Source organism: Sodalis sp. RH14, from assembly GCF_047324285.1.
Lineage (GTDB): Bacteria > Pseudomonadota > Gammaproteobacteria > Enterobacterales > Enterobacteriaceae > Acerihabitans.
Genome location: NZ_CP178739.1, coordinates 1,076,518 through 1,095,634 on the forward strand (window position 1 = coordinate 1,076,518; position 19,117 = coordinate 1,095,634).

The 19,117-nt window shown below is 58.4% G+C and carries 20 protein-coding genes; 14 read left to right on the forward strand and 6 right to left on the reverse strand.

Features of this window, described 5'->3' with window-relative positions; all coding sequences use genetic code 11:
• The first annotated feature begins 285 nt into the window (after nt 1–285).
• The 8 genes from ACL2XQ_RS04750 to ACL2XQ_RS04785 all read left to right on the forward strand — a co-directional run bounded on the left by ACL2XQ_RS04750 (nt 286) and on the right by ACL2XQ_RS04785 (nt 9,991).
• The gene (locus tag ACL2XQ_RS04750) at nt 286–1,419 is read left to right on the forward strand and encodes a transporter substrate-binding protein (RefSeq protein ID WP_413722218.1); all 1,134 of its coding nucleotides are present in this window, start codon (nt 286–288) and stop codon (nt 1,417–1,419) included.
• The gene (locus ACL2XQ_RS04755) at nt 1,416–2,009 is read left to right on the forward strand and encodes an ANTAR domain-containing response regulator (protein WP_413727092.1); all 594 of its coding nucleotides are present in this window, start codon (nt 1,416–1,418) and stop codon (nt 2,007–2,009) included. Before ACL2XQ_RS04750 ends, ACL2XQ_RS04755 begins: the two co-directional genes overlap by 4 nt.
• A 2-nt stretch (nt 2,010–2,011) precedes the next feature.
• On the forward strand, nt 2,012–2,854 hold the full coding sequence (locus ACL2XQ_RS04760; protein WP_413722220.1) for an ABC transporter permease: 843 nt from the start codon (nt 2,012–2,014) through the stop codon (nt 2,852–2,854).
• Complete coding sequence (locus ACL2XQ_RS04765; protein WP_413727090.1) at nt 2,854–3,789, forward strand: ABC transporter permease; 936 nt, start codon at nt 2,854–2,856, stop codon at nt 3,787–3,789. Before ACL2XQ_RS04760 ends, ACL2XQ_RS04765 begins: the two co-directional genes overlap by 1 nt.
• A complete protein-coding gene (locus tag ACL2XQ_RS04770) occupies nt 3,786–5,393 on the forward strand; it encodes an ABC transporter substrate-binding protein (RefSeq protein ID WP_413740097.1) in 1,608 nt (535 codons plus the stop codon). The genes ACL2XQ_RS04765 and ACL2XQ_RS04770 overlap by 4 nt, the downstream gene beginning before the upstream one ends.
• 53 nt (nt 5,394–5,446) lie before the next feature.
• Nucleotides 5,447–6,394, forward strand: a complete 948-nt coding sequence (locus ACL2XQ_RS04775; RefSeq protein ID WP_413740098.1) for an acetamidase/formamidase family protein — start codon at nt 5,447–5,449, stop codon at nt 6,392–6,394.
• A gap of 10 nt (nt 6,395–6,404) precedes the next feature.
• Nucleotides 6,405–8,123 carry an ABC transporter ATP-binding protein gene (locus ACL2XQ_RS04780; RefSeq protein ID WP_413740099.1) on the forward strand — a complete coding sequence of 573 codons (1,719 nt, stop codon included), beginning with the start codon at nt 6,405–6,407 and terminating at the stop codon, nt 8,121–8,123.
• Between the two features lie 146 nt (nt 8,124–8,269).
• Nucleotides 8,270–9,991 (forward strand): lysophospholipid acyltransferase family protein, encoded by a 1,722-nt coding sequence (locus ACL2XQ_RS04785; protein WP_413722225.1) that lies wholly within the window; start codon nt 8,270–8,272, stop codon nt 9,989–9,991.
• Here the strand turns inward: ACL2XQ_RS04785 and ACL2XQ_RS04790 are convergent.
• On the reverse strand, nt 9,988–11,070 hold the full coding sequence (locus ACL2XQ_RS04790; protein WP_410016255.1) for an MBL fold metallo-hydrolase: 1,083 nt from the start codon (nt 11,068–11,070) through the stop codon (nt 9,988–9,990). The genes ACL2XQ_RS04785 and ACL2XQ_RS04790 overlap by 4 nt on opposite strands.
• A 220-nt stretch (nt 11,071–11,290) precedes the next feature.
• Here ACL2XQ_RS04790 and ACL2XQ_RS04795 point away from each other — a divergent pair, with 220 nt between their 5' ends.
• Nucleotides 11,291–11,866 carry a TetR/AcrR family transcriptional regulator gene (locus ACL2XQ_RS04795; protein WP_413722227.1) on the forward strand — a complete coding sequence of 192 codons (576 nt, stop codon included), beginning with the start codon at nt 11,291–11,293 and terminating at the stop codon, nt 11,864–11,866.
• A 635-nt stretch (nt 11,867–12,501) separates the two neighbouring features.
• A complete protein-coding gene (locus ACL2XQ_RS04800; protein ID WP_410016253.1) occupies nt 12,502–13,266 on the forward strand; it encodes an SDR family NAD(P)-dependent oxidoreductase in 765 nt (254 codons plus the stop codon).
• A 96-nt stretch (nt 13,267–13,362) separates the two neighbouring features.
• Here the strand turns inward: ACL2XQ_RS04800 and ACL2XQ_RS04805 are convergent, their stop codons facing one another.
• On the reverse strand, nt 13,363–14,019 hold the full coding sequence (locus tag ACL2XQ_RS04805) for a LexA family protein (protein ID WP_410016252.1): 657 nt from the start codon (nt 14,017–14,019) through the stop codon (nt 13,363–13,365).
• A gap of 213 nt (nt 14,020–14,232) precedes the next feature.
• Here ACL2XQ_RS04805 and ACL2XQ_RS04810 point away from each other — a divergent pair, with 213 nt between their 5' ends.
• Both ACL2XQ_RS04810 and ACL2XQ_RS04815 read left to right on the forward strand, forming a co-directional pair.
• Nucleotides 14,233–14,457 carry a PerC family transcriptional regulator gene (locus tag ACL2XQ_RS04810; protein ID WP_410016251.1) on the forward strand — a complete coding sequence of 75 codons (225 nt, stop codon included), beginning with the start codon at nt 14,233–14,235 and terminating at the stop codon, nt 14,455–14,457.
• A 63-nt stretch (nt 14,458–14,520) separates the two neighbouring features.
• Nucleotides 14,521–14,751: a phage holin gene (locus ACL2XQ_RS04815; protein ID WP_413722228.1), complete on the forward strand. Its 231-nt coding sequence runs from the start codon at nt 14,521–14,523 to the stop codon at nt 14,749–14,751.
• Nucleotides 14,752–14,908: 157 nt separating this feature from the next.
• On the opposite strand, the gene ACL2XQ_RS04820 is transcribed toward ACL2XQ_RS04815, so the two are convergent.
• Nucleotides 14,909–15,151 carry a DinI-like family protein gene (locus ACL2XQ_RS04820; RefSeq protein ID WP_410016249.1) on the reverse strand — a complete coding sequence of 81 codons (243 nt, stop codon included), beginning with the start codon at nt 15,149–15,151 and terminating at the stop codon, nt 14,909–14,911.
• Between the two features lie 251 nt (nt 15,152–15,402).
• Here ACL2XQ_RS04820 and ACL2XQ_RS04825 point away from each other — a divergent pair, with 251 nt between their 5' ends.
• Together ACL2XQ_RS04825 and ACL2XQ_RS04830 are read left to right on the forward strand one after the other, a co-directional pair.
• A complete protein-coding gene (locus ACL2XQ_RS04825; protein WP_413722229.1) occupies nt 15,403–16,254 on the forward strand; it encodes a hypothetical protein in 852 nt (283 codons plus the stop codon).
• Between the two features lie 217 nt (nt 16,255–16,471).
• Complete coding sequence (locus ACL2XQ_RS04830) at nt 16,472–17,293, forward strand: alpha/beta fold hydrolase (protein WP_413740100.1); 822 nt, start codon at nt 16,472–16,474, stop codon at nt 17,291–17,293.
• 64 nt (nt 17,294–17,357) lie between these two features.
• Here the strand turns inward: ACL2XQ_RS04830 and azuC are convergent, their stop codons facing one another.
• From azuC to ACL2XQ_RS04845, 3 genes are all read right to left on the reverse strand, one after another.
• Nucleotides 17,358–17,441 (reverse strand): stress response protein AzuC, encoded by an 84-nt coding sequence (azuC, locus tag ACL2XQ_RS04835; RefSeq protein WP_162367771.1) that lies wholly within the window; start codon nt 17,439–17,441, stop codon nt 17,358–17,360.
• A gap of 173 nt (nt 17,442–17,614) precedes the next feature.
• Nucleotides 17,615–18,016 (reverse strand): acyl-CoA thioesterase, encoded by a 402-nt coding sequence (locus tag ACL2XQ_RS04840; RefSeq protein WP_410016246.1) that lies wholly within the window; start codon nt 18,014–18,016, stop codon nt 17,615–17,617.
• A gap of 100 nt (nt 18,017–18,116) precedes the next feature.
• The gene (locus ACL2XQ_RS04845; protein WP_413730880.1) at nt 18,117–18,911 is read right to left on the reverse strand and encodes an SDR family NAD(P)-dependent oxidoreductase; all 795 of its coding nucleotides are present in this window, start codon (nt 18,909–18,911) and stop codon (nt 18,117–18,119) included.
• Nucleotides 18,912–19,117 lie beyond the last annotated feature (206 nt).

The following is a 19,117-nucleotide window of genomic DNA, read 5'->3' on the forward strand; positions in this document are numbered from 1 at the left end:
ATCCGATAACCCTGGCGATAAGAGGGGGTATTGCGCCTCACGCGGCCGGCGCTGAATGTTCTATTATGGTGTATCACTGCCCCGTTATGGGGCATCGTCCGCCGGTACATTTGATTAACGCCTTGTTATTGCTATTTATTGCAAATTGGCACGTTTCTTTCATATTCCTTCGTGTCAAGCCGGGGCACGGTCCCATAAGTCTTGTGAAAATTTAACCTTTACAGGTAATGAAGCCTGATCCCCTTTGCGGGTGGTCAGGCTTTTTTTTTGCGAGGAAGGCAGCAGATGCGCGCAGTGATTGAGGTCGGTATCTTACTTTCCACCGAAGGCACCTACCGCCATATGGCGGAAAGCGCGCTGGCCGGGATGCGTCACGCATTGGCGGAAACCAATGCCGATCCCTGTTTCCCGTATATCCTGAACGCCACCCATATCAACCCGGCGGGTAATCTTAGCGCCTATAGCGCGGGGGTCGAACGGCTGATAAGCGCCGGCGCGCGGCATATCTTCGGCACTATCACGTCCGCCAGCCGTAAAGAAATCATTCCCGATCTGGAGCAACATAATGCCCTGCTGTGGTACGGCTGTCCGTATGAAGGATATGAGAGCAGCGAGCAGGTTATCTATCTGGGCGGCTGTCCCAACCAGACATTATTGCCGCTATTGCGCCTGGCGCTGGGGGAATTCGGCAAACGCGCCTGGCTGACGGGATCAAACTATGTCTGGGGCTGGGAAAGCAACCGCATCGCCCGGGAAGCGATCGAGATTGCCGGCGGCGAGGTGCTGGCGGAGAAATACCTGCATCTCGGTCATACCGCGGTGGAGGAACTGGCGGAGCAGACCCTGCGGGCCGCGCCGGATTTTGTACTCAATAACCTGGTTGGCGAGTCTTCTTATGCCTTTTTACGCCGGCTGGATCGGCTCTGCGCCCAGGCCGGCCGGATGTTGCCGGTATTAAGCTGCAACCTGACCGAAGCGGAAACCAGCCAGTTGGGGGAAATACGCGCGCTGCGGCTGCTCTCCTGCGGTCCGTTTTTTGCCGCCACCAATACCGCCTTCTGTCATCGGCAACAATTGCTGCATGGCTGGACCCGTTTTTCCCACTATTACACCGGGGCCTGGCTGGCGGTAAAACTGTTCGCCAACGCCCTGCAACAGTCCATGGACAGCGATCCGGACGCCATCCGCCGAGCGCTGTATCTTAACGGGCAACAAACTGCCCTCGGCGCCCTGTCTGTCTCGTCACGCAATAACCACACGTTTTTGCCCTGCCATATCGCGGAACTGCGCCACGGCGCGTTTCACCTGCTGTACAGCGAGTCGCACCCGGTCGCGCCCGACCCGTATTTAACGGCGACGGATCTCCAGGCTGCTTTTGCCCCGGCATCGACGCGGCCCGTATTGAGGATCGTAAAATGAAGACACTCTCCCCTCCGGATTTTGACACGCGGCCGCTGTTATTAGTGGATTGCGACCCCCGCACGCTGGCGACGTTGGAAAAATGCCTGCCGCGCATGGGCGGGCGCTGGGTTACGCTTTGCGCCGACGGCCCGCTGCCGCCTGGCCCTGTTTGCGCCGCGCTGGTGGAGCTGGAATATTTCGCCAGTCCCAGGACCCTGGAGATGCTGCGACAACGCGCGGTGCCCATCGTGGTGCTGACGTCCCATGAGGCTTTATCGCAAATCCAACGGGCGCTGGTGCTCGGCGCGACCGCGCTACTGCCGAAACCGATTAATCAACGCGCCATCTATACCACCCTGATGATGGCTATCGGCCTGCGCCACCAGCTTACGACGCAGGAGGAACAACTGATGCAGCTACGCCTGCGCGTCAGCGCCATGCCCGTGGTGAGCCGGGCCGTCGCGGCGCTGATGGTGGACGGTAACTGCGATGAACAGCAGGCATGGGCCGGGCTGCGCGGCGAAGCCATGCGCCACAACCTGCGTATGGAAGAGGCGGCGGAAAAATACCTCGCTTTCCGGCAACAACAACGGTTGGGAGAAGGTTAACCATGTTATTGCGTTTATACCGCCGTCCGATGCTGTTGCTGTCCGTGCTGTTTATTGTGCTGGTGATACTGGCGGCGCTGTTCGCCCCCTGGCTGGCCCCGTTCGACCCGGATGAGCAGTTTGTCGAGGGCCTGAGCCTGGACGGCGCGCCGCTGCCGCCGGATCGCGGCTTCTGGCTCGGCACTGATTTGCTGGGCCGAGATCTGCTCTCAAGGCTTATCTGGGGGGCGCGCACCTCCCTGCTGGTGGGCGTGGTCGCCAATGGCATGGCGGTGCTGATTGGCGTGGTGGTCGGTCTATGCGCCGGCTATATCCAGGGGCGCATCGGCAATCTGCTGATGCGTATCACCGATTTGATGATGGCGTTTCCGGCGCTGCTGCTGGCTATCGCCCTCGCCGCGATTTTCCAGCCCAGCGTGTGGATCGTCGCGTTGGTCATCGCCATGGTGAACTGGGTCCAGATTGCGCGGGTGATCTATGCCGAAACCGTCGCACTCAGCGCGCGTGATTTTGTCGCCGTGGAGCGCACCATAGGCGCCGGACCGTGGCGAATCCTCATCGTGCATCTGATTCCCCACCTGGTGCCCACCATTCTGGTCTGGGCCACCCTCGGCATCTCCACCACCGTATTGCTGGAAGCCACGCTCTCCTTCCTGGGGGTCGGGGTACAACCGCCGATGGCGAGCTGGGGCAATATCATTTTTGAAAGCCAGACCTATTTTACGTCGGCGCCCTGGCTGGTATTCCTGCCTGGCGCGGCAATCGTATTGCTGTCGCTGGCGTTTAATATCGTCGGCGACGCCCTGCGCGATGCGCTGGATCCCACCCTGAAACGAGGTCTGTGATGCCGTTTATAAGCCGTCGTTTGCTGCACGCCGCCCTGATTTTATTAGGTGTGACCTTTATCAGCTATATGCTGCTGTTTTTACTGCCCGCGGACCCGGTGCGCCAGATTGCCGGGCGCAGCGCCACCCCGGAAGTGATCGCCAGCATCCGCCATCAACTGGAGCTGGACCTGCCGTTCTGGCAGCAATATACCCACTATCTGCTGCGGTTGCTGCATGGCGATCTCGGCCGTTCATTTATCCAGCGCAGCGAGGTGAGCGCGCTGATTTCCGCGCGCATCGGCCCGTCCCTGGAACTGATGGCGGCGGGGATCCTGTGCGAACTTTTACTTGGCATTACCCTCGGCACCCTGGCGGCGGTCAAACGCAATACCCTGCTCGACAAACTGCTGATGGCCTTCTCGTTTATTGGCGTTTCCGCACCGCAATTTATCGCCGCGATGCTGTTTCTGTATCTGTTTTCGGCGGTGCTTGACTGGTTTCCGATGGGTGGCTACGGCGGTTTTAGCCACCTGGCGCTACCGGCGCTGACGCTTGGCGTGCTGGGCAGCGGCTGGTATTCGCGCATGCTGCGCTCAATGATGATTGACGTCCTGCATGAGGATTTTGTCCGTACCGCCCGGGCCAAAGGATTAAGCCGGGCGCGGGTGCTGTTCCGTCATGTGCTGCCCAACGCCGTATTGCCGCTGATCCCGATGATTGGCATTGATATCGGCATCTTCCTGGGCGGGCTGGTGGTGGTGGAGTCGGTGTTTGGCTGGCCGGGGATCGGGCAATTGGCCTGGCAGGCGATCCAGCAGGTCGATATTCCGGTGATTGTCGGCGTTACCACGGTATCTGCGGTGGCGATTGTCGGCGGCAACCTTATTGCGGATCTGCTGCTGCCATGGGTGGATCCGCGCATTGATATCAAGAACTCGAGGGGAAGACCATGAAAAAGCGCTTAGTGATGATGGCGGTGGCGGCGGCATGTTTCGCCGGGGCGGCCCATGCGGAGGAGGCGACGCAGGGCGGCAATGCGGTGGTCACGTATCAGAATGACGTGGCGACGCTTGATCCGGCGATTGGTTATGACTGGCAAAACTGGTCGATGATCAAAAGCCTGTTTGACGGCCTGATGGATTATAAACCGGGCACCACCGACCTGGTCAACGACCTGGCGGAAAATTACACCGTCTCTGATGACGGGCTGGTCTATACGTTTACGCTGCGCAAAGGCGTGAAGTTCCATAACGGCCGCGAGATGAAGGCTGCCGACGTGAAATACTCGCTGGAGCGCACCGTTAATCCGAAAACCCAAAGCCCGGGGGCCGGGTTCTTCAGCTCCATTGCCGGCTACGATGATATGGCGTCCGGTAAAGCGGAACACCTTGCCGGTATTGAAACGCCGGACGATTATACCGTCAAGATCACCCTCAAGGCGCCGAATGCCACCTTCCTGCATGTGATGGCGCTGAATTTCGCTTCTGTCGTTCCCCATGAAGCGGTGGAACAATGGGGCGCGGATTTCGGCAAACATCCGGTTGGCACCGGGGCCTTTGCGTTGAGCACATGGAAGCTTGGCCAGGAGCTGGTGTTCAAGAAGAATCCCAACTACTTCCGCAGTGGTCTGCCGCACCTTGATACCATCACCTTTGAAGTGGGGCAGGATCCCTCGGTGGCCCTGCTGCGCCTTGAGCGCGGGGAAGTGGATATCGCTGGTGACGGCGTGCCGCCGGCCCGGTTCCTGCAATTTAAGCAAGACCCCAAATATAAGGGGCTGCTGGTGACCGGCGATCAGCTCCAGACCGGTTACCTGACCATGAAAACCACCCTAAAGCCGTTCGATAACCTGAAGGTGCGTCAGGCGGTCAATATGGCCATCAACAAAGATCGTATCGTGCGCATTATCAACGGCCGCGCCGTTGCGGCCAACCAGCCGCTACCCCCGGCGATGCCCGGCTATGACACCGCCTATAAAGGGCTGGGTTATGACGTGGCGAAGGCCAAACAGCTGCTTGGCGAGGCAGGGTTTGCCAATGGTTTCAGCACCGAACTGTATGTGATGAATACCGATCCGCAGCCGCGCATCGCCCAGTCTATCCAGCAGGATCTGGCCAAGGTGGGTATTCGCGCCAGCATTAAATCTCTGGCCCAGGCCAACGTCATTGCCGCAGGCGGTTCAGCCGATCAGGCGCCGATGGTCTGGTCCGGCGGCATGGCGTGGATTGCCGACTTCCCGGATCCATCCAACTTCTGGGGACCGATCCTCGGCTGCGGCGGCGCGGTGGATGGCGGCTGGAACTGGGCGCGCTACTGTAATAAAACCCTGGACGCCGAAGCCGAAAAAGCCGACAGCATGGCCAAACCCGATCAGCAGGACGCGCGTATCGCCGCCTGGCGCAAAATTTTCATCAGCGCCATGGATGATGCGCCCTGGGTGCCCATTTTTAACGAAAAACGTTTCACGGTACGTTCCGCCAATATGGGCGGGGAGGACGCGCTGTACGTCGACCCGGTGCATGTTCCGGTCAACTATGACTATATCTGGAAAAAATAATCCGCCTGGCGGGCCGGCCGGCACCGGTTCGCCGCTATTGAAGGAGAGATGGCATGTGTCAAAACTGCCTGGTTAAAACCATTCATCACGCGCAGCACCATTTCGGCTGGGATAACAGCCTTGTCCCCGAGGCCCGCGTCGCGTCCGGCACCACGCTTGAGTTTCACTGTCTTGACTCGTCCAACGGTTTTTTCACGCCGCAATCCACCGCCGCCGATGTCGGCGCCATGCCGTTTGACAAAATCAATCCGGTTAACGGTCCTGTATACGTGGAAGGCGCCTTGCCTGGTGATGTGCTGAAAGTGACTATCGACGCCTTCCGCCCCTCCGGTTTCGGCTGGACGGCCAATATCCCCGGCTTCGGGCTGCTGGCGGATCAGTTCACCACGCCGGCGCTGGCCTTATGGCATTACGATAAAACCACGCTGGCGCCCTGCGCGTTTGGCCGCCATGGACGGGTGCCGCTGAAGCCTTTTGCCGGCACCATCGGCGTGGCGCCGGCCGAGGCGGGCCTGCATTCCGTCGTGCCGCCCAGGCGGGTGGGCGGCAACCTGGATATTCGCGATCTCAACGCGGGTTGTACCCTTTACCTGCCGGTGGAAGTGGAGGGCGCGCTGTTTTCGATCGGCGATACCCATGCCGCGCAGGGCGACGGCGAGGTGTGCGGTACGGCGATTGAAAGCGCCATGGACGCGGTGGTGAAACTGGAGGTGGTAAAAAACATGCCGTTGGCCACGCCGCGTTTTTCCACCCCAGGGCCGGTGACCGATCATCTCGACAAGGCGGGATACGAGGTATTTACCGGCGTAGGTCCGGATCTGATGACCGCCGCCCGTGACGCGCTGCGCTACTGTATCGACGCCCTGTGCCGGGAGCAGCATATGAGCCCGGAGGATGCCTATATGCTGTGCTCGGTCTGCGGCGATCTCCGCATCAGTGAAATTGTCGACATGCCGAACTGGGTGGTGTCGTTCTACTTTCCGAAACTGGTTTTACAGTGAGGTACTTGCGATGCAGCCAGCCCTGATTTCAGTGGAGCGTCTGTCAATTGAATTCGGCTCCCGCCGGGTGGTGGATGATGTCGGCTTTGCATTATTGCCGGGCAAAACGTTGTGCATCGCCGGGGAATCGGGCAGCGGCAAATCCCTGGCGTCCCTGGCCATTATGGGGCTGCTGCCCAATGAGGCGAGCGTGCCCGGCGGGGCCATTGTATTTGACGGCCGCGATCTGCTGAGCCTGTCGGATCCTGAGATGCAGCCGCTGCGCGGCAAGCAGATCGGCATGATTTTCCAGGAGCCGATGACCTCCCTTAACCCGCTGATGACCGTCGGGCAACAACTGGAGGAAACGCTGCAACGCCATGAACCCTTCGATCGCCGTGCCCGGCGTATGCGGGTCGTGGAGATGCTGGACGCGGTAAAATTCACCCAGGTGGAAAAGCGTCTTAAACAGTACCCGCACGAACTGTCCGGCGGGATGCGCCAGCGGGTGATGATTGCCATGGCGATGCTGTGCAAACCCCGGGTGCTGATTGCCGATGAGCCGACCACCGCGCTGGATGTCACCATCCAGGCGCAAATCCTGCAGTTAATGCGCGAGCTGCAGCGGGAGTTCAATACCAGCGTATTGCTGATCACCCATGATATGGGGGTGGTGGCGGAAATGGCGGATGACGTGGTGGTCATGAACCAGGGACGCATCGAGGAGCGCGCCCCGGCGGCGCAGCTGTTCCACGCGCCGCGGGCAGCCTATACCCGCAAGCTGCTGGCGGCGGTGCCGGTGCTGGGCAGCGCGCCGCCGATTGCCCCGGTGGAGCATGCCGAGCCGCTGCTGTCGGTAAACCGCCTGACGGTACGTTTCCCGGTGCGCCGGGAGGGCTTTAGCCCGCGCCGCCAGGTCTTTGCGGTGGATAACGTCACGTTTGATCTCTGGCCGGGAGAGACCTTAGGCATTGTGGGCGAAAGCGGTTGCGGTAAGTCCAGCCTCGGCAAGGCGCTGATGAATATGGTGCCGTTCGAGGGCAGCGCGCGGCTGGCCGGGCAGGAACTTAACGGCCTGCGAGGGGACGCGCTCAACGCTGTGCGCCAGGAGATCCAGATGGTGTTCCAGGACCCGTACGCCGCGCTTAATCCACGCCAATCGGTTTTTGAACTGGTGGGGGAGCCGATGCTTATCCATCAGCGCATGCGCGGGGAGGAAAGACGCGCGCGCGTGGGCCAGCTGCTGGAACAGGTCGGGTTGCCGGCCGGTGTCATGGATCGCTATCCGCACCAGTTCTCCGGCGGCCAGCGGCAGCGTATTTGCATTGCCCGGGCGCTGGCGCTGAACCCCCGGCTTATCATCGCCGATGAATCGGTATCGGCGCTGGACGTGTCGGTGCAGGCGCAGGTGCTGGCGTTGCTGGAGGCGTTGCGCGGGGAGTACCGGCTCAGCTATGTCTTTATTTCCCATGACATGGCGGTGGTTGAGCGCATTTGCCATCGGGTCGCGGTCCTGTTCGCCGGCCGGATTGTCGAGATTGGCCCACGGGATCAGGTATTGCATCATCCGCGTCATCCCTACACCCGCCGGCTGCTGAGCGCGGTGCCCATGCCGGACGTCAGCCAAAAACGGGATTTCCACAGTCTGCTGACCGATATGGCCCGCCCGGACCCCATCAAGCCGCTTGGCTGGCAAAGTCCGCCGCAGCAGTTTACCGACTACGGCAACGGACACCTGGCTGCCTGTTAAGCATGACATGGCCGCGAGCGGCTGTGTCGTTCGCGAAGCAGCGGTCCTGAGCCGCAGATGAGGGATTACCCAATCTGTCATCTGCCCGCCATGTCGTTGTCATCGATGCTGTTTATGGTCGGAGGAACGCATTTGGAGGTGTTCCTATGTTTAGCATGGAAACGGTGCTTCAGGATCTGAACCCACGGCATAAAACCGCGCCCTGGCAGCTCAGGCTGCTGAAATGGCTATTTCGCGAAAAAGAGTTTCATCAGTTAGCCGATAATTACCGGCATCTGAAGGGACTGGACATGGTGGAGCAGATCCTTGAATTTTTAAATATCCAGTGCGAACTGACCGAGCGCGATCTTGAGCAAATCCCCAGCTACGGTCCGGTCGTGGTGGTGGCCAACCATCCGATCGGCACCATCGACGGGCTGGTGTTGCTGCGCGCGGTCGCGTCGGTGCGCAGCGATGTCAAGGTGGTGGCGAACCGGCTGCTGTCGCGCGTGGAATCGTTAAGCAGCCTGATGATCCCGGTGGATAATATGGGCAACCGCACGCGCCGTACGCAGGTGGCGCTGATGCAGGAACACCTCGATAACCAGGGCGTGCTGATCGTGTTCCCGGCGGGAGAAGTCTCGCGTCTTGGCAGCAAAGGCGTACGTGACGGCTGCTGGCGCACCGGTTTTATCCGTCTGGCCGCCAAAAGCCGTGCGCCCGTCGTGCCGGTGCATATCGGCGGCGGCAACAGCGCGTGGTTTTATCTGTGTTCGCTGCTTTACCGCCCGCTGTCCTCGCTGTTATTGGTGCGGGAGATGTTCCGCCAGCGCGGCAACCGCCTTAAATTACATATCGGCGCGCGCATACCCTACGCCAACTGGCATGATGGCCATACCGACGTCAATGTCCTGGCCGGACGCTTTCGCCGTCATGTTTACCGCATCGGGCTGGGTAAAGACGGTTTGTTCGCCACCGAGTCGGCCATTGCCCGCGCCGAAGATCGCGCCGTCCTGAAGCGCGCGCTGTCCGCCAGCGAAACGCTGGGCCGGACGCCTGATGGCAAAATCATCTATTTATACCGGCGCGCCGGCGAAGAGTACGTGCCGATATTGCGCGAATTGGGCCGTCTGCGGGAAATCGCCTTTCGCGCCGTCGGGGAAGGCAGCGGCCGCCGCCGCGATCTCGATAGCTATGACGACGATTATTATCACCTGGTGCTCTGGGATCCGCAGGAGCTGGAGATCATCGGCGCCTACCGCTTTATTCCCACCGCCGGGCACATTAAGCAAAAAGGCATTGCGGGTCTCTACAGCCAGAGCCTGTTCCATTATGGCCATGAAATGGATCCCATTCTCGATCAGGGTATCGAGCTGGGGCGGAGTTTTATCCAGCCCCGGTATTGGGGCAAGCGCGGCCTGGATTACCTGTGGCTGGGGATTGGCGCGTATCTGGCTACCTATCCGCAATACCGCTATCTGTTCGGCCCGGTGTCGATTTCCGGCGGCCTGCCGCTGGCGGCGCGGGATATACTGGTCGCGTTTTACCGACTCTATTTTGCCCCGGCGCTGCCGCTGGCGACATCGCGGCGGCCCTATCCGGCGTCGCTGCCCGAGGTGCTGGCGCAATTTACCGGGGATGATTATCAGGCGGATTTGCAAAAGCTGAAGCAGCTGTTAAGTCATTTTGGCTGCAGTATCCCGCCGCTGTACAAACAGTATTCTGAACTGTGCGCCACCGGCGGCGTGCAATTTATCGACTTCGGCAGCGACCCCGCGTTCAACAACTGTATAGACGGACTGGTGCTGGTTGACCTGACCCAACTCAAACCCGCGCGTTATGCCCGCTATATTGGCTTCCATAACGCCGCGCTTAAGCAGCCCGCTTAACCGTCAGTCTTTTCCCACCACCGGGTGAATGCCTGCCCCGGGCGGTCCAGCAACACGGCTTCGCCAATCACCGGCGTCAAGAGTCTGTAGGTTTTATCCCGGCTGGCGGCGGACAGGCGGATGTACGGATCGTCCCAGGCATGGTTGGACATGCAAAACCGCCCGGAGTGACCGGCTAACAGCGCGCCGGCGCGCACGTCCGTCGCCGCCAGGGCAACTTGCTCAGGCATCATATGAATGTACTTCCAGCTCTTGTCGTATTGCCCATTCTCCATAATGGCCAGGTCGACCGCGCCAAAGCGGTCGCCTATAGCGGCAAAATGCGGCCCGTAGCCGCTGTCGCCGCTGTAGAAAACCCTGCGGGCCGGTGTTTCCAGCATAAAGCTGGCCCACAACGTTTTGTTGCGGGCCAGGCCACGGCCGGAAAAATGACGGGCCGGCAGGACATGGACGGTAAAATCGGCGGCAAAAACCCATTCCTGGTCCCAATCCGATTCATGGATAATCTCCGGTGAGAACCCCCAATATTCCAAATGCGCGCCGACGCCCAGCGGGCAAAGGATGGTTTTTATTTTTGTCCTCAGGGCGGTCAGGGTGGGATAATCCAGATGATCCCAATGATCGTGGGAAATAATCAGGTAATCGATCTCGGGCATATCCGCGGCGGAATACGGATAGTCGCCCTTAAAAGCCCGGTTAAAAACAGAAAAGGGCGCGGCGTAGGCGCTGAATACCGGGTCTATCAGGATCCTATGGCCGCCAAGCTGCATAAAATAAGACGAATGCCCCAGCCATAGCACTGTATCCTGGCCGGCATCAAGCGCTTTCAGGTCTGTTTTCACCATCGGCAGGGCACCCGCGGGTTTCACCCGTTGACGGCTACCGAAAATAAATTCCCATAACAGCGCCACATATCCGGCGCCTTCTGTCAGCTGGGGCGTGGGCAGTGGGTTACGAAACTCGCCGTCGGTGAAGTTAACGGAGGCGCTGATACGCTCCAAACGCTTTCCCGCAGGCAATTTACCGAATGCCGGCAGAGAAAAAAAAGAGGAAAAACCGCTGGATCTGTCTGATAACATGGTGATCACGACCGTTGGGCTAACGTTCTATTGGCGGAGTATGCCTTGGCGCTACGGGCGGGCATGGTAAAATGGCTTGAATATGAGTGATTACATACTCATTATAGGGGGAACGGATTTACCGTCAATATGATCTTGCCCGTTGCGGCAAAAACCGTTGATTGCCGGACGATAAGGCGGCAGGGGTCTATCTTTTGATGACGAAAAAGGAGGGTGCCGCGTGGCTCGCCCGAAAAGTGAAGAGAAAAGGCTTGCCCTGCTTGAGGCCGCGACGGTGACGGTCGCGGAGTTTGGGTTGGGCGCGTCCACCGCGCGCATAGCCGTAAGGGCGGGTGTCGCCGAAGGCACGCTGTTCCGGTATTTCGCTACCAAAGACGACTTGCTGAATGCACTCTACCTGCACCTCAAGCAAAACCTGTGCGGAGCGATGATGCTGGATTATAACCGCGCCGGGCCGATTAAGGAGCGCGCGCGCGCTGTATGGAACAGTTATATCGAGTGGGGCTTGGTTAACCCAGCCGCTAATAAAGCGATGCGCCAGCTGGCCGTGTCTGAAAAGATAAGTCCCGCCACTCTCGCCAGCGTGGCCGAACTGTTTCCGGATTTAAAGGCGCTGTCCGATGCCTGTTTTTTCAATCATGTTTTTATAACAGGGCAGTCGGCTTTTGCCGAGGCGATATTTATGGCGCTGGCGCAAACCACGATGGAATTTGCAGCGCGCGGAACGGATGAAATCGCGGCCTACAAGGCGGCAGGATTCGATGCCATGTGGCGGGCTTGCGCCAACGAGCAATGAACCGCGCCGCGCGCCAGGCAAAGAGATTCATCAGGGCGGATAAACCCCGGCACGGCGTCAGGGCGTGTATTCATCCAACGCTTTGCCAATAGGATATTGATATTATGTTAGCACGCTGGTATAGCTTTATAGGATGCGAACGGCGGCAATAACACGTCGTGCAGCGGCAGTCGTGCGCATGTCCCGGTTTTTAGGGCCGTGGAAAGGCGGAGGTCAAGGCGATGGTATGGGCATGTTTTATTAGCGAGGAAAAATATGACCGAAAATAAATGCGAATTAACTTACTCCCAGGTAACAACGCTGTGCTTTATGGCTTTTTTTATCCTGGCCGCGGGCATCTGCTGGATTCACGTCTGGCCATAAGCTGATCGCGTATCAGCGTCGCCTGTTCGGTTAGCCCGGCGGTGGCCTTGTCTCAGGATGCTGCATCCGCCCGGATGTAGCCAATGCCTTGCGTCCTTAATTTGTCGTCATTCCCCCTCTTTGTTCACCGCGCAAAAATAACGCCGGCCGTCGTTGACATAATAGATGTCGATCAACATATAATCGAAATTAGATGTCAGTCATCATCTAAATAACGTGGCAACGCATTATCCGCTCCGCTAAATCATAACAACAGAGACAGGGGAACAACCATGGGTTTACTGCAAGGTAAGGTGGCATTGGTTACCGGCGGCACGTCGGGCATCGGCAGGGCCAGCGCTATCCTGTTCGCCCGCGAAGGCGCGCGGGTGGTGTTAACCGGGCGGCAGGAAGACGCCGGGCGCGCCGTGGTGGCCGAGATTGTCAAGGCGGGCGGCAGCGCATTATTTATTGCGGCGGACCTGACGCGCACAGAGACTATCGCCGCGGTCATTGAGCAGGCGGCGGCGCATTACGGCAGGCTGGACTGCGCGTTCAATAATGCCGGCGTGTCCGGCGGCGGTCCGATAGACTCTCTCGACGAAGCGCTGTGGGATCGCGTTCTTGACACCAACCTGAAAGCGGCGTTCTTTTGCCTGCAGGCGGAAGTCGCTCAGATGAAGCGTCAGGGAGGCGGCGGCGCGATTGTCTTTAACGGTTCGGTACTGGCGAACATCGCCCAGCCCGGGACGACGGTTTACAGCGCCAGCAAAGGCGGCATAGTCTCGCTCGCCCGCGCGGCGGCCGTGGAGTTTGGGCCGGCCGGTATCCGGGTGAATTCCATTAATCCGTCCATCACCCGCACGCCGATGACGCAGGGCCGTATTACCACCGATGAACAAGGCAACGCCTCGCATCCCTATGCCGTGGGCATCCCGCTGGGACGCATGGCGGAACCGGAAGAAATGGCGCAGGTCGCGTTGTTCCTGCTATCGGATCGCGCCTCCTATGTGACGGGACAGGCGCTGGTGGTGGATGGCGGCCAAAGCGCGATGTAACAAAAGGGAAGAAGGCCGGCGCGATGTCGCAAAACTGACGCCGGCAGATAAAGCCGTTCAGGTTTGAAAACCGACCTGCCGGTGATACGGCAAGGCTTACAAATCCATAATGATTTGTTTGACGACGCCGATGATCCGGCAGTTGCCGTTTACTTCGAGCATTTTATAGTTGGGATTGAGCGGTACCAGATATTTAAACGGGCCGTCGGTGGTGAATTTTTTCAGGGTGGCTTCGTTGCTGCCTTCCAGTTGGGCGACCACGATCTTACCGTTGGCTTCATCACTGCCGCCAAAATCGGGATCGACCACGACCACCGAACCGTCGGGGATACTGGGCGCGCCATGGGGATTGGTCATGGAATCCCCCCTGACCTTAAGGGCAAAAGCGAACTCCGACACCGAGGCCGTGGTATAAATCCAATCCCTGGCATCATCGAGGGTGACGGGTTTTTCCGATTCGGTCCAAATACCGGCCTGCACCCAGGATAACAACGGGATTTCCTTAATGCCGAAACGCGCGGTTGGCGGCAGGGGCGGATGCCCGGCGCCGGCTTCCCCTTTACCGTCCACAAGCCAGGCGGGGCGACACTGCAAGGCTGCGGCCAGCGCCTGGAGATTGGCGCCGCCGGGCTGGTAATCTCCCGACTCCCATCCCGTCACCGTGACGCGGCTGACCCCCACCAGGTTGGCCAGGACCTGCTGGGTGATGTTTAACTCTTTGCGCCTGGCACGAATGCGATTGCTCATTTCCATGTCGGTTATCCTACCATTATCTGATGTAAGTTTTATTGACTTTTTTATGTCAGATATCCTACTATTTAAAGGTCAGTATATCTGACATCAAGGTCTTTATGAAGCAAAAAGACAACATATCCTACGCATGATGTCGGGGGTGCGGCCTCCGGACATAAAAAAGCACCCCGGCAACCCTCGCCCGGCGCGGTGCTGGAGAAGGAGGTACCCACGATGACGGAACTAATAACAGCAATCACCCTGGCCAAGCGGCTGGAGAGCCGCCGGTTATGGCGGCGCGCCGCGCGCCAGTGGCTGGCGGTAATCGATATTACGCCGGATACGCATGAACGCCTGCGCGAAGGATTTATCGCCCGTAGGGAAAAATGCATTACGAACGGCAACTGTTTTTGCGGCGATTACGGCGGCATCAGCGAGGCAAGGATCATTGAGCAATGAACGTCCGCCGGGGATTGTCCCTGAACGGGGGGCAAGCTCTGCGCGACAGGTGGAGAACAGCGTATGCCCGGGAAATTGACTACCGCAGGAGCCTATTCTATGTCCGGTTTTCTTATCGCTATCGGCAACATCGGTACCTGGCTATGCCATCTGGACTGGGACAAAATCGCCATCATCCTCGGGGTGGTGATTGGCATAGCCACTTATTTCACCAATCTGTATTTCCAGCGGCGGCAGACCAAAGCCATTGAGCGGGCCGCGCAGAAAGGCAATACCCTTATTCCGCCGTTGTAACGCCGGGGCGCCGGGCGATACCGGCACCCAGGCTTGATTAACCGGGGGAGGGCGCGGGACTACCCGCATTGTCCGGGCTGGACCTATGGGATTTCATCGGAGAGGGGACATGATAACGTAGCCCCGGCGGGCGCCGGGGCATGCGGTTGACTCCCTGTTATTCTGCAAGGGTAAGCCATTCCGCCGAGTCATCGAACATTTCCTCAACGATGCGGGCCAGGATGGCTTTATCGCTTTTGCTGGCATCCGTATCCAGGCCGTTGCGCTGCATCGGCTTGATGTTGACCTCGGCGTCAGGGAAAACCTGCTGTACGCGTTTGGTCAGCTCGGCCAGGATAAGACCGCCGGCGTCGGGCAAGGCGGTAAAATTTCTTTTGTCGTAAATCAGTTCAACATGCATGGTCTATCCTTTTATTTATACTGGGTAAATATACAGTTTTTTCCGGAGCGAATGCAAGTTGCTTTGACGGTTTCTCGCGGTAAAAACGGCGCCGCGTCGATCGGGGCGGCATTGAGCCGCCGTGTTCGGGCGTAATCATGGCGCCGGCCTGCCTGGCGGGGTATACTTTTACGGTGCGCTAAATCCTGTTCGCCGCTGTAATTACCTGATTTTTGATGGTAACCGAATCGCAGGTATGCCTGGGAAAACATATGATTAATCCAATTTACCGATTGCCGGTGTTGATCCTGCTGGCCGGCCTGGCCGTCAATGCGGCCGCGGCTGAAAAAGAATGCCCCGCGGCAAAAAAAAATATCAATGACAGTAATAACCTCATCATGCTGAGCGGCACCGCCAAAGGCGACATCCGGCTGGTGGTGGCGGGGATGGTGGGAAAAGATCTGGATGAACAGGCCCGCTCAAGCATCAGTTTCGACACCTGCGGCGCCCTTATCGAGGAAGCGTACGATTACCACAAAACGGAGGGCCGCATGACCCTGCGCATGTCCAATCACACGGTAAAATCCGCTGATGGCTGGGAGAGCGAGTACGATATCGCCATCATTCTCGATCAAGACGGCAAGCCAACGCTGGTTAACCATAAGCAGGGCAAAAGCCGGTTTTTTACCGGTAAAAACGGCGTGATCACCTCCTCGACCGATGCCTTTACTATTAACGAGCGGCCCGGATTTACCACCGGGACCTATGACTACGATAATAATTTGCGTCTGGTCAAAAGCACGGCGCGGGGCACCGACGCGTTCAGCAACGATGAATATATTTACGCCTATGATAAAAAAGGTTATTTCATCTCGATGCGTTCGAACCATGGTCAAACCCGTTATCAGTATGATGCCGACGGCAGGGAGGCGGGTTCTTTCTCGGTGTCACGGACGCCGGTAAGCCAGCTCACCAAAGTGGAGCAGTGCCAGCGCAACGACGACGTGGGCAACTGCATCCTGAGTTATGGCAGCGACACGGAAATTTTACCGCAGTCGATTATCAGACGACACCGCAGCACGGCCACGCAATACCAGTATTGGGACAGCGCGGAATCACATTGATTTTCCTGTGACCTTAGGCCTGCATATTCTTTTTGCCGGCATCGAGCCGCCATTATCTTTTGGCGGCGGATGGCGGCTTACTCTTTTCGTTCCTAATCTTGATAGGTTGACCCGGAAATTGATGGCGCCCGCCAGGCGTTCTCATGCCCCGTATGCAATGCTGACGATAGCGTCGGCGGCTCTTATCCCAACTCACCCGAAAAAAGGATCAGACAACATGAGCACTATCACAACCGATGACGGGACGCAGATATTCTATAAGGACTGGGGCACCGGCCAGCCGGTGGTTTTTTCCCACGGCTGGCCGCTGACCGCCGATGCCTGGGACAGCCAGATGATGTTCCTTGCCGACAAGGGCTATCGGGTTATCGCCCATGACCGGCGCAGCCATGGCCGGTCGGCCCAGACGTGGGACGGGAATGATATGGATACCTATGCCGATGATCTCGCGGCCCTTATCGCCAGCCTGGATCTGCAGGACGCCATCCTTATCGGCCATTCCACCGGCGGCGGGGAAGTGGCGCGCTATATCGGTCGCCATGGTACCGGACGCGTGGCCAAAGCGGTGCTGATAAGCGCGGTGCCGCCGCTGATGCTGCAAACGGCGGCGAATCCCGGGGGCGTGCCGATAACGGTTTTCGACGGTATCCGGGCCGGCGTGTCGGCGGATCGATCGCAATTTTATCAAGATCTCGCCGTCTCGTTTTATGGTTATAACCGCGACGGCGCCAAACTCTCCCAGGGGGTGATAGATGCTTTCTGGCTGCAGGGGATGGCGGGCGGCATCGCCGGGCAATATGCCTGCATCAAGCAGTTCTCGCAGACGGATTTCACCGAGGATCTGAAAAAATTCGACGTGCCGACCCTGGTGCTGCAGGGCGATGACGATCAAATCGTGCCGCTAGAGGTTTCGGGCCGTAAATCAGCCAAGATCATTCCCGACGCCACGTTAAAAGTATTGGCCGGCGCGTCCCACGGTATGTGTACCGTGGATGCCGATAAGGTGAACGCCGCGCTGCTTGAATTTCTCCAGGCCTGATTTCATCAGCGTTTTTTTGCCAAAAAAAAAAGCTGCCGCGGCAGCTTTTTTGACGTCATGGAAATTAATACATGGCACCGGGCGGTACGTCTTTCACGGTATTAACGTATGACAGCAGAATTTTTTTCAGGAATTTACGGAATTTCATATGCTTTCCCTCACCAGGTTTGTTCGCCTGTAACGTGTTTGCGTTTGATGAGGTAATAATATGACCTCCGTCACATAAATGCAAATATTTGTGATGCGCATCACATAAAAAAGAGCATTTTTTTACAATCCCGGCGACGTGTTTTAACACATCGCGTCAATCCGGGGCGGGGATTATAACAGCGGGGTCGCTTTGTCATTTTCATCCACCGCGACAAAATTAAACTGCCCCCGCACCACTTCCTCCCGGCCCGCCGCGTACATATCTTCAAGGAAAATGGCGACATCCACGGTGATGCTGGTCCTGCCCACCCGGCTTACCCTGCCCACCAGCTCGATAATGGTGCCGGAAGGAATGGGCCGGCTGAAGGTGATTTTTTCCGTGGATACCGTTACCAGCCGTTTGCGGCAGAAGCGGGTGGCGGTGATAAAGGAAACCTCATCCATCCATGCCAGGGCGGTGCCGCCGAACAGGGTCGAATGATGGTTTATGGTGGTGGGAAACACCACCTTGGCGACGGTGGTGGTGGATTGCAGGATTTTTTGCTTTATTTCTGCGCTTAACTCATCGTGCATAGCAATACCTTCACATCTTTTTAACAAGTTAGTGAAGTGATTATGCCTGATATCGCGCGCGCATCCCAGAGGTGCGGCAGGGCCGGAGTTCAGTTCGCCGCTAGACGATACTGTTGATAACCCCGCCGTCCACCCGCAGCGCCGCGCCGGTGGTGGCCGATGCTTGCCGGGAGCAGGTATATACCACCAGATTGGCCACTTCCTCGGGGGTCGCCAGCCGTTGGATAATAGAGGTTGACCGGTGGGTGCGCACAAAATCGGTTCCCGCCTGTTCAATACTCACGCCCGCATCCCGGGCGGAATCCTTCAGCATCTCGCGCACGCCTTCGGACAGCGTTGGGCCGGGCAGTACCGAGTTTACCGTGACCCCGGTGCCGGCGGCGAGTTTGGCCAACCCGCCCGCGACGGCCAGCTGCGCCGTTTTGGTCACCCCGTAATGGATCATTTCCGGAGGGATATTAAGCGCCGACTCCGATGAAATAAACACGATGCGCCCCCAGTCGCGTTCCAGCATGCCTTGCAGGTAAAAACGCGCCAGTCGTATGCCGGACATAACGTTGGTCTGGAAATAACGCTCCCACTCATCGTCATCCACGTCGAAAAAAGGCTTAGGGCCGTAAATGCCGGCGTTATTGACGATAATATCGGCGGCGGGTACGGCGCCGGTAAGCGTAGCCACGCCCGCCGCATCGGACAAATCAGCCGCCACGCCTTCAACCGCCGCCTGCGGCACCGTGTGTCGCAACTGGCCCAGCGCCTTATCTACCGTGGCCTGGCTGCGGCCGTTAATCACCACTGACGCGCCGGCGCGCGCCAGCCCAGTGGCGATGGCAAAACCGATGCCGCCGGTGGAGGCGGTGACGATGGCGCGTTTTCCCGATAAATCAATATGCATAATACTCTCCAGAAAAAAATGCGAGGACATGGCGCGGGACAACCTGTTCACCAGCTTATCTCCGCCGGCCGTAAGACGCGACAATAAGTTCGCTTCTGATGATGCTGAAGGTGCGCGTCTGAATGAATGATAGGTCATGATGGTTGCGGCGTTAAGCGGGGCAAGGCGAACCCGTGCGTCTTTGTGACGCGGTCCTCACGCGGCGC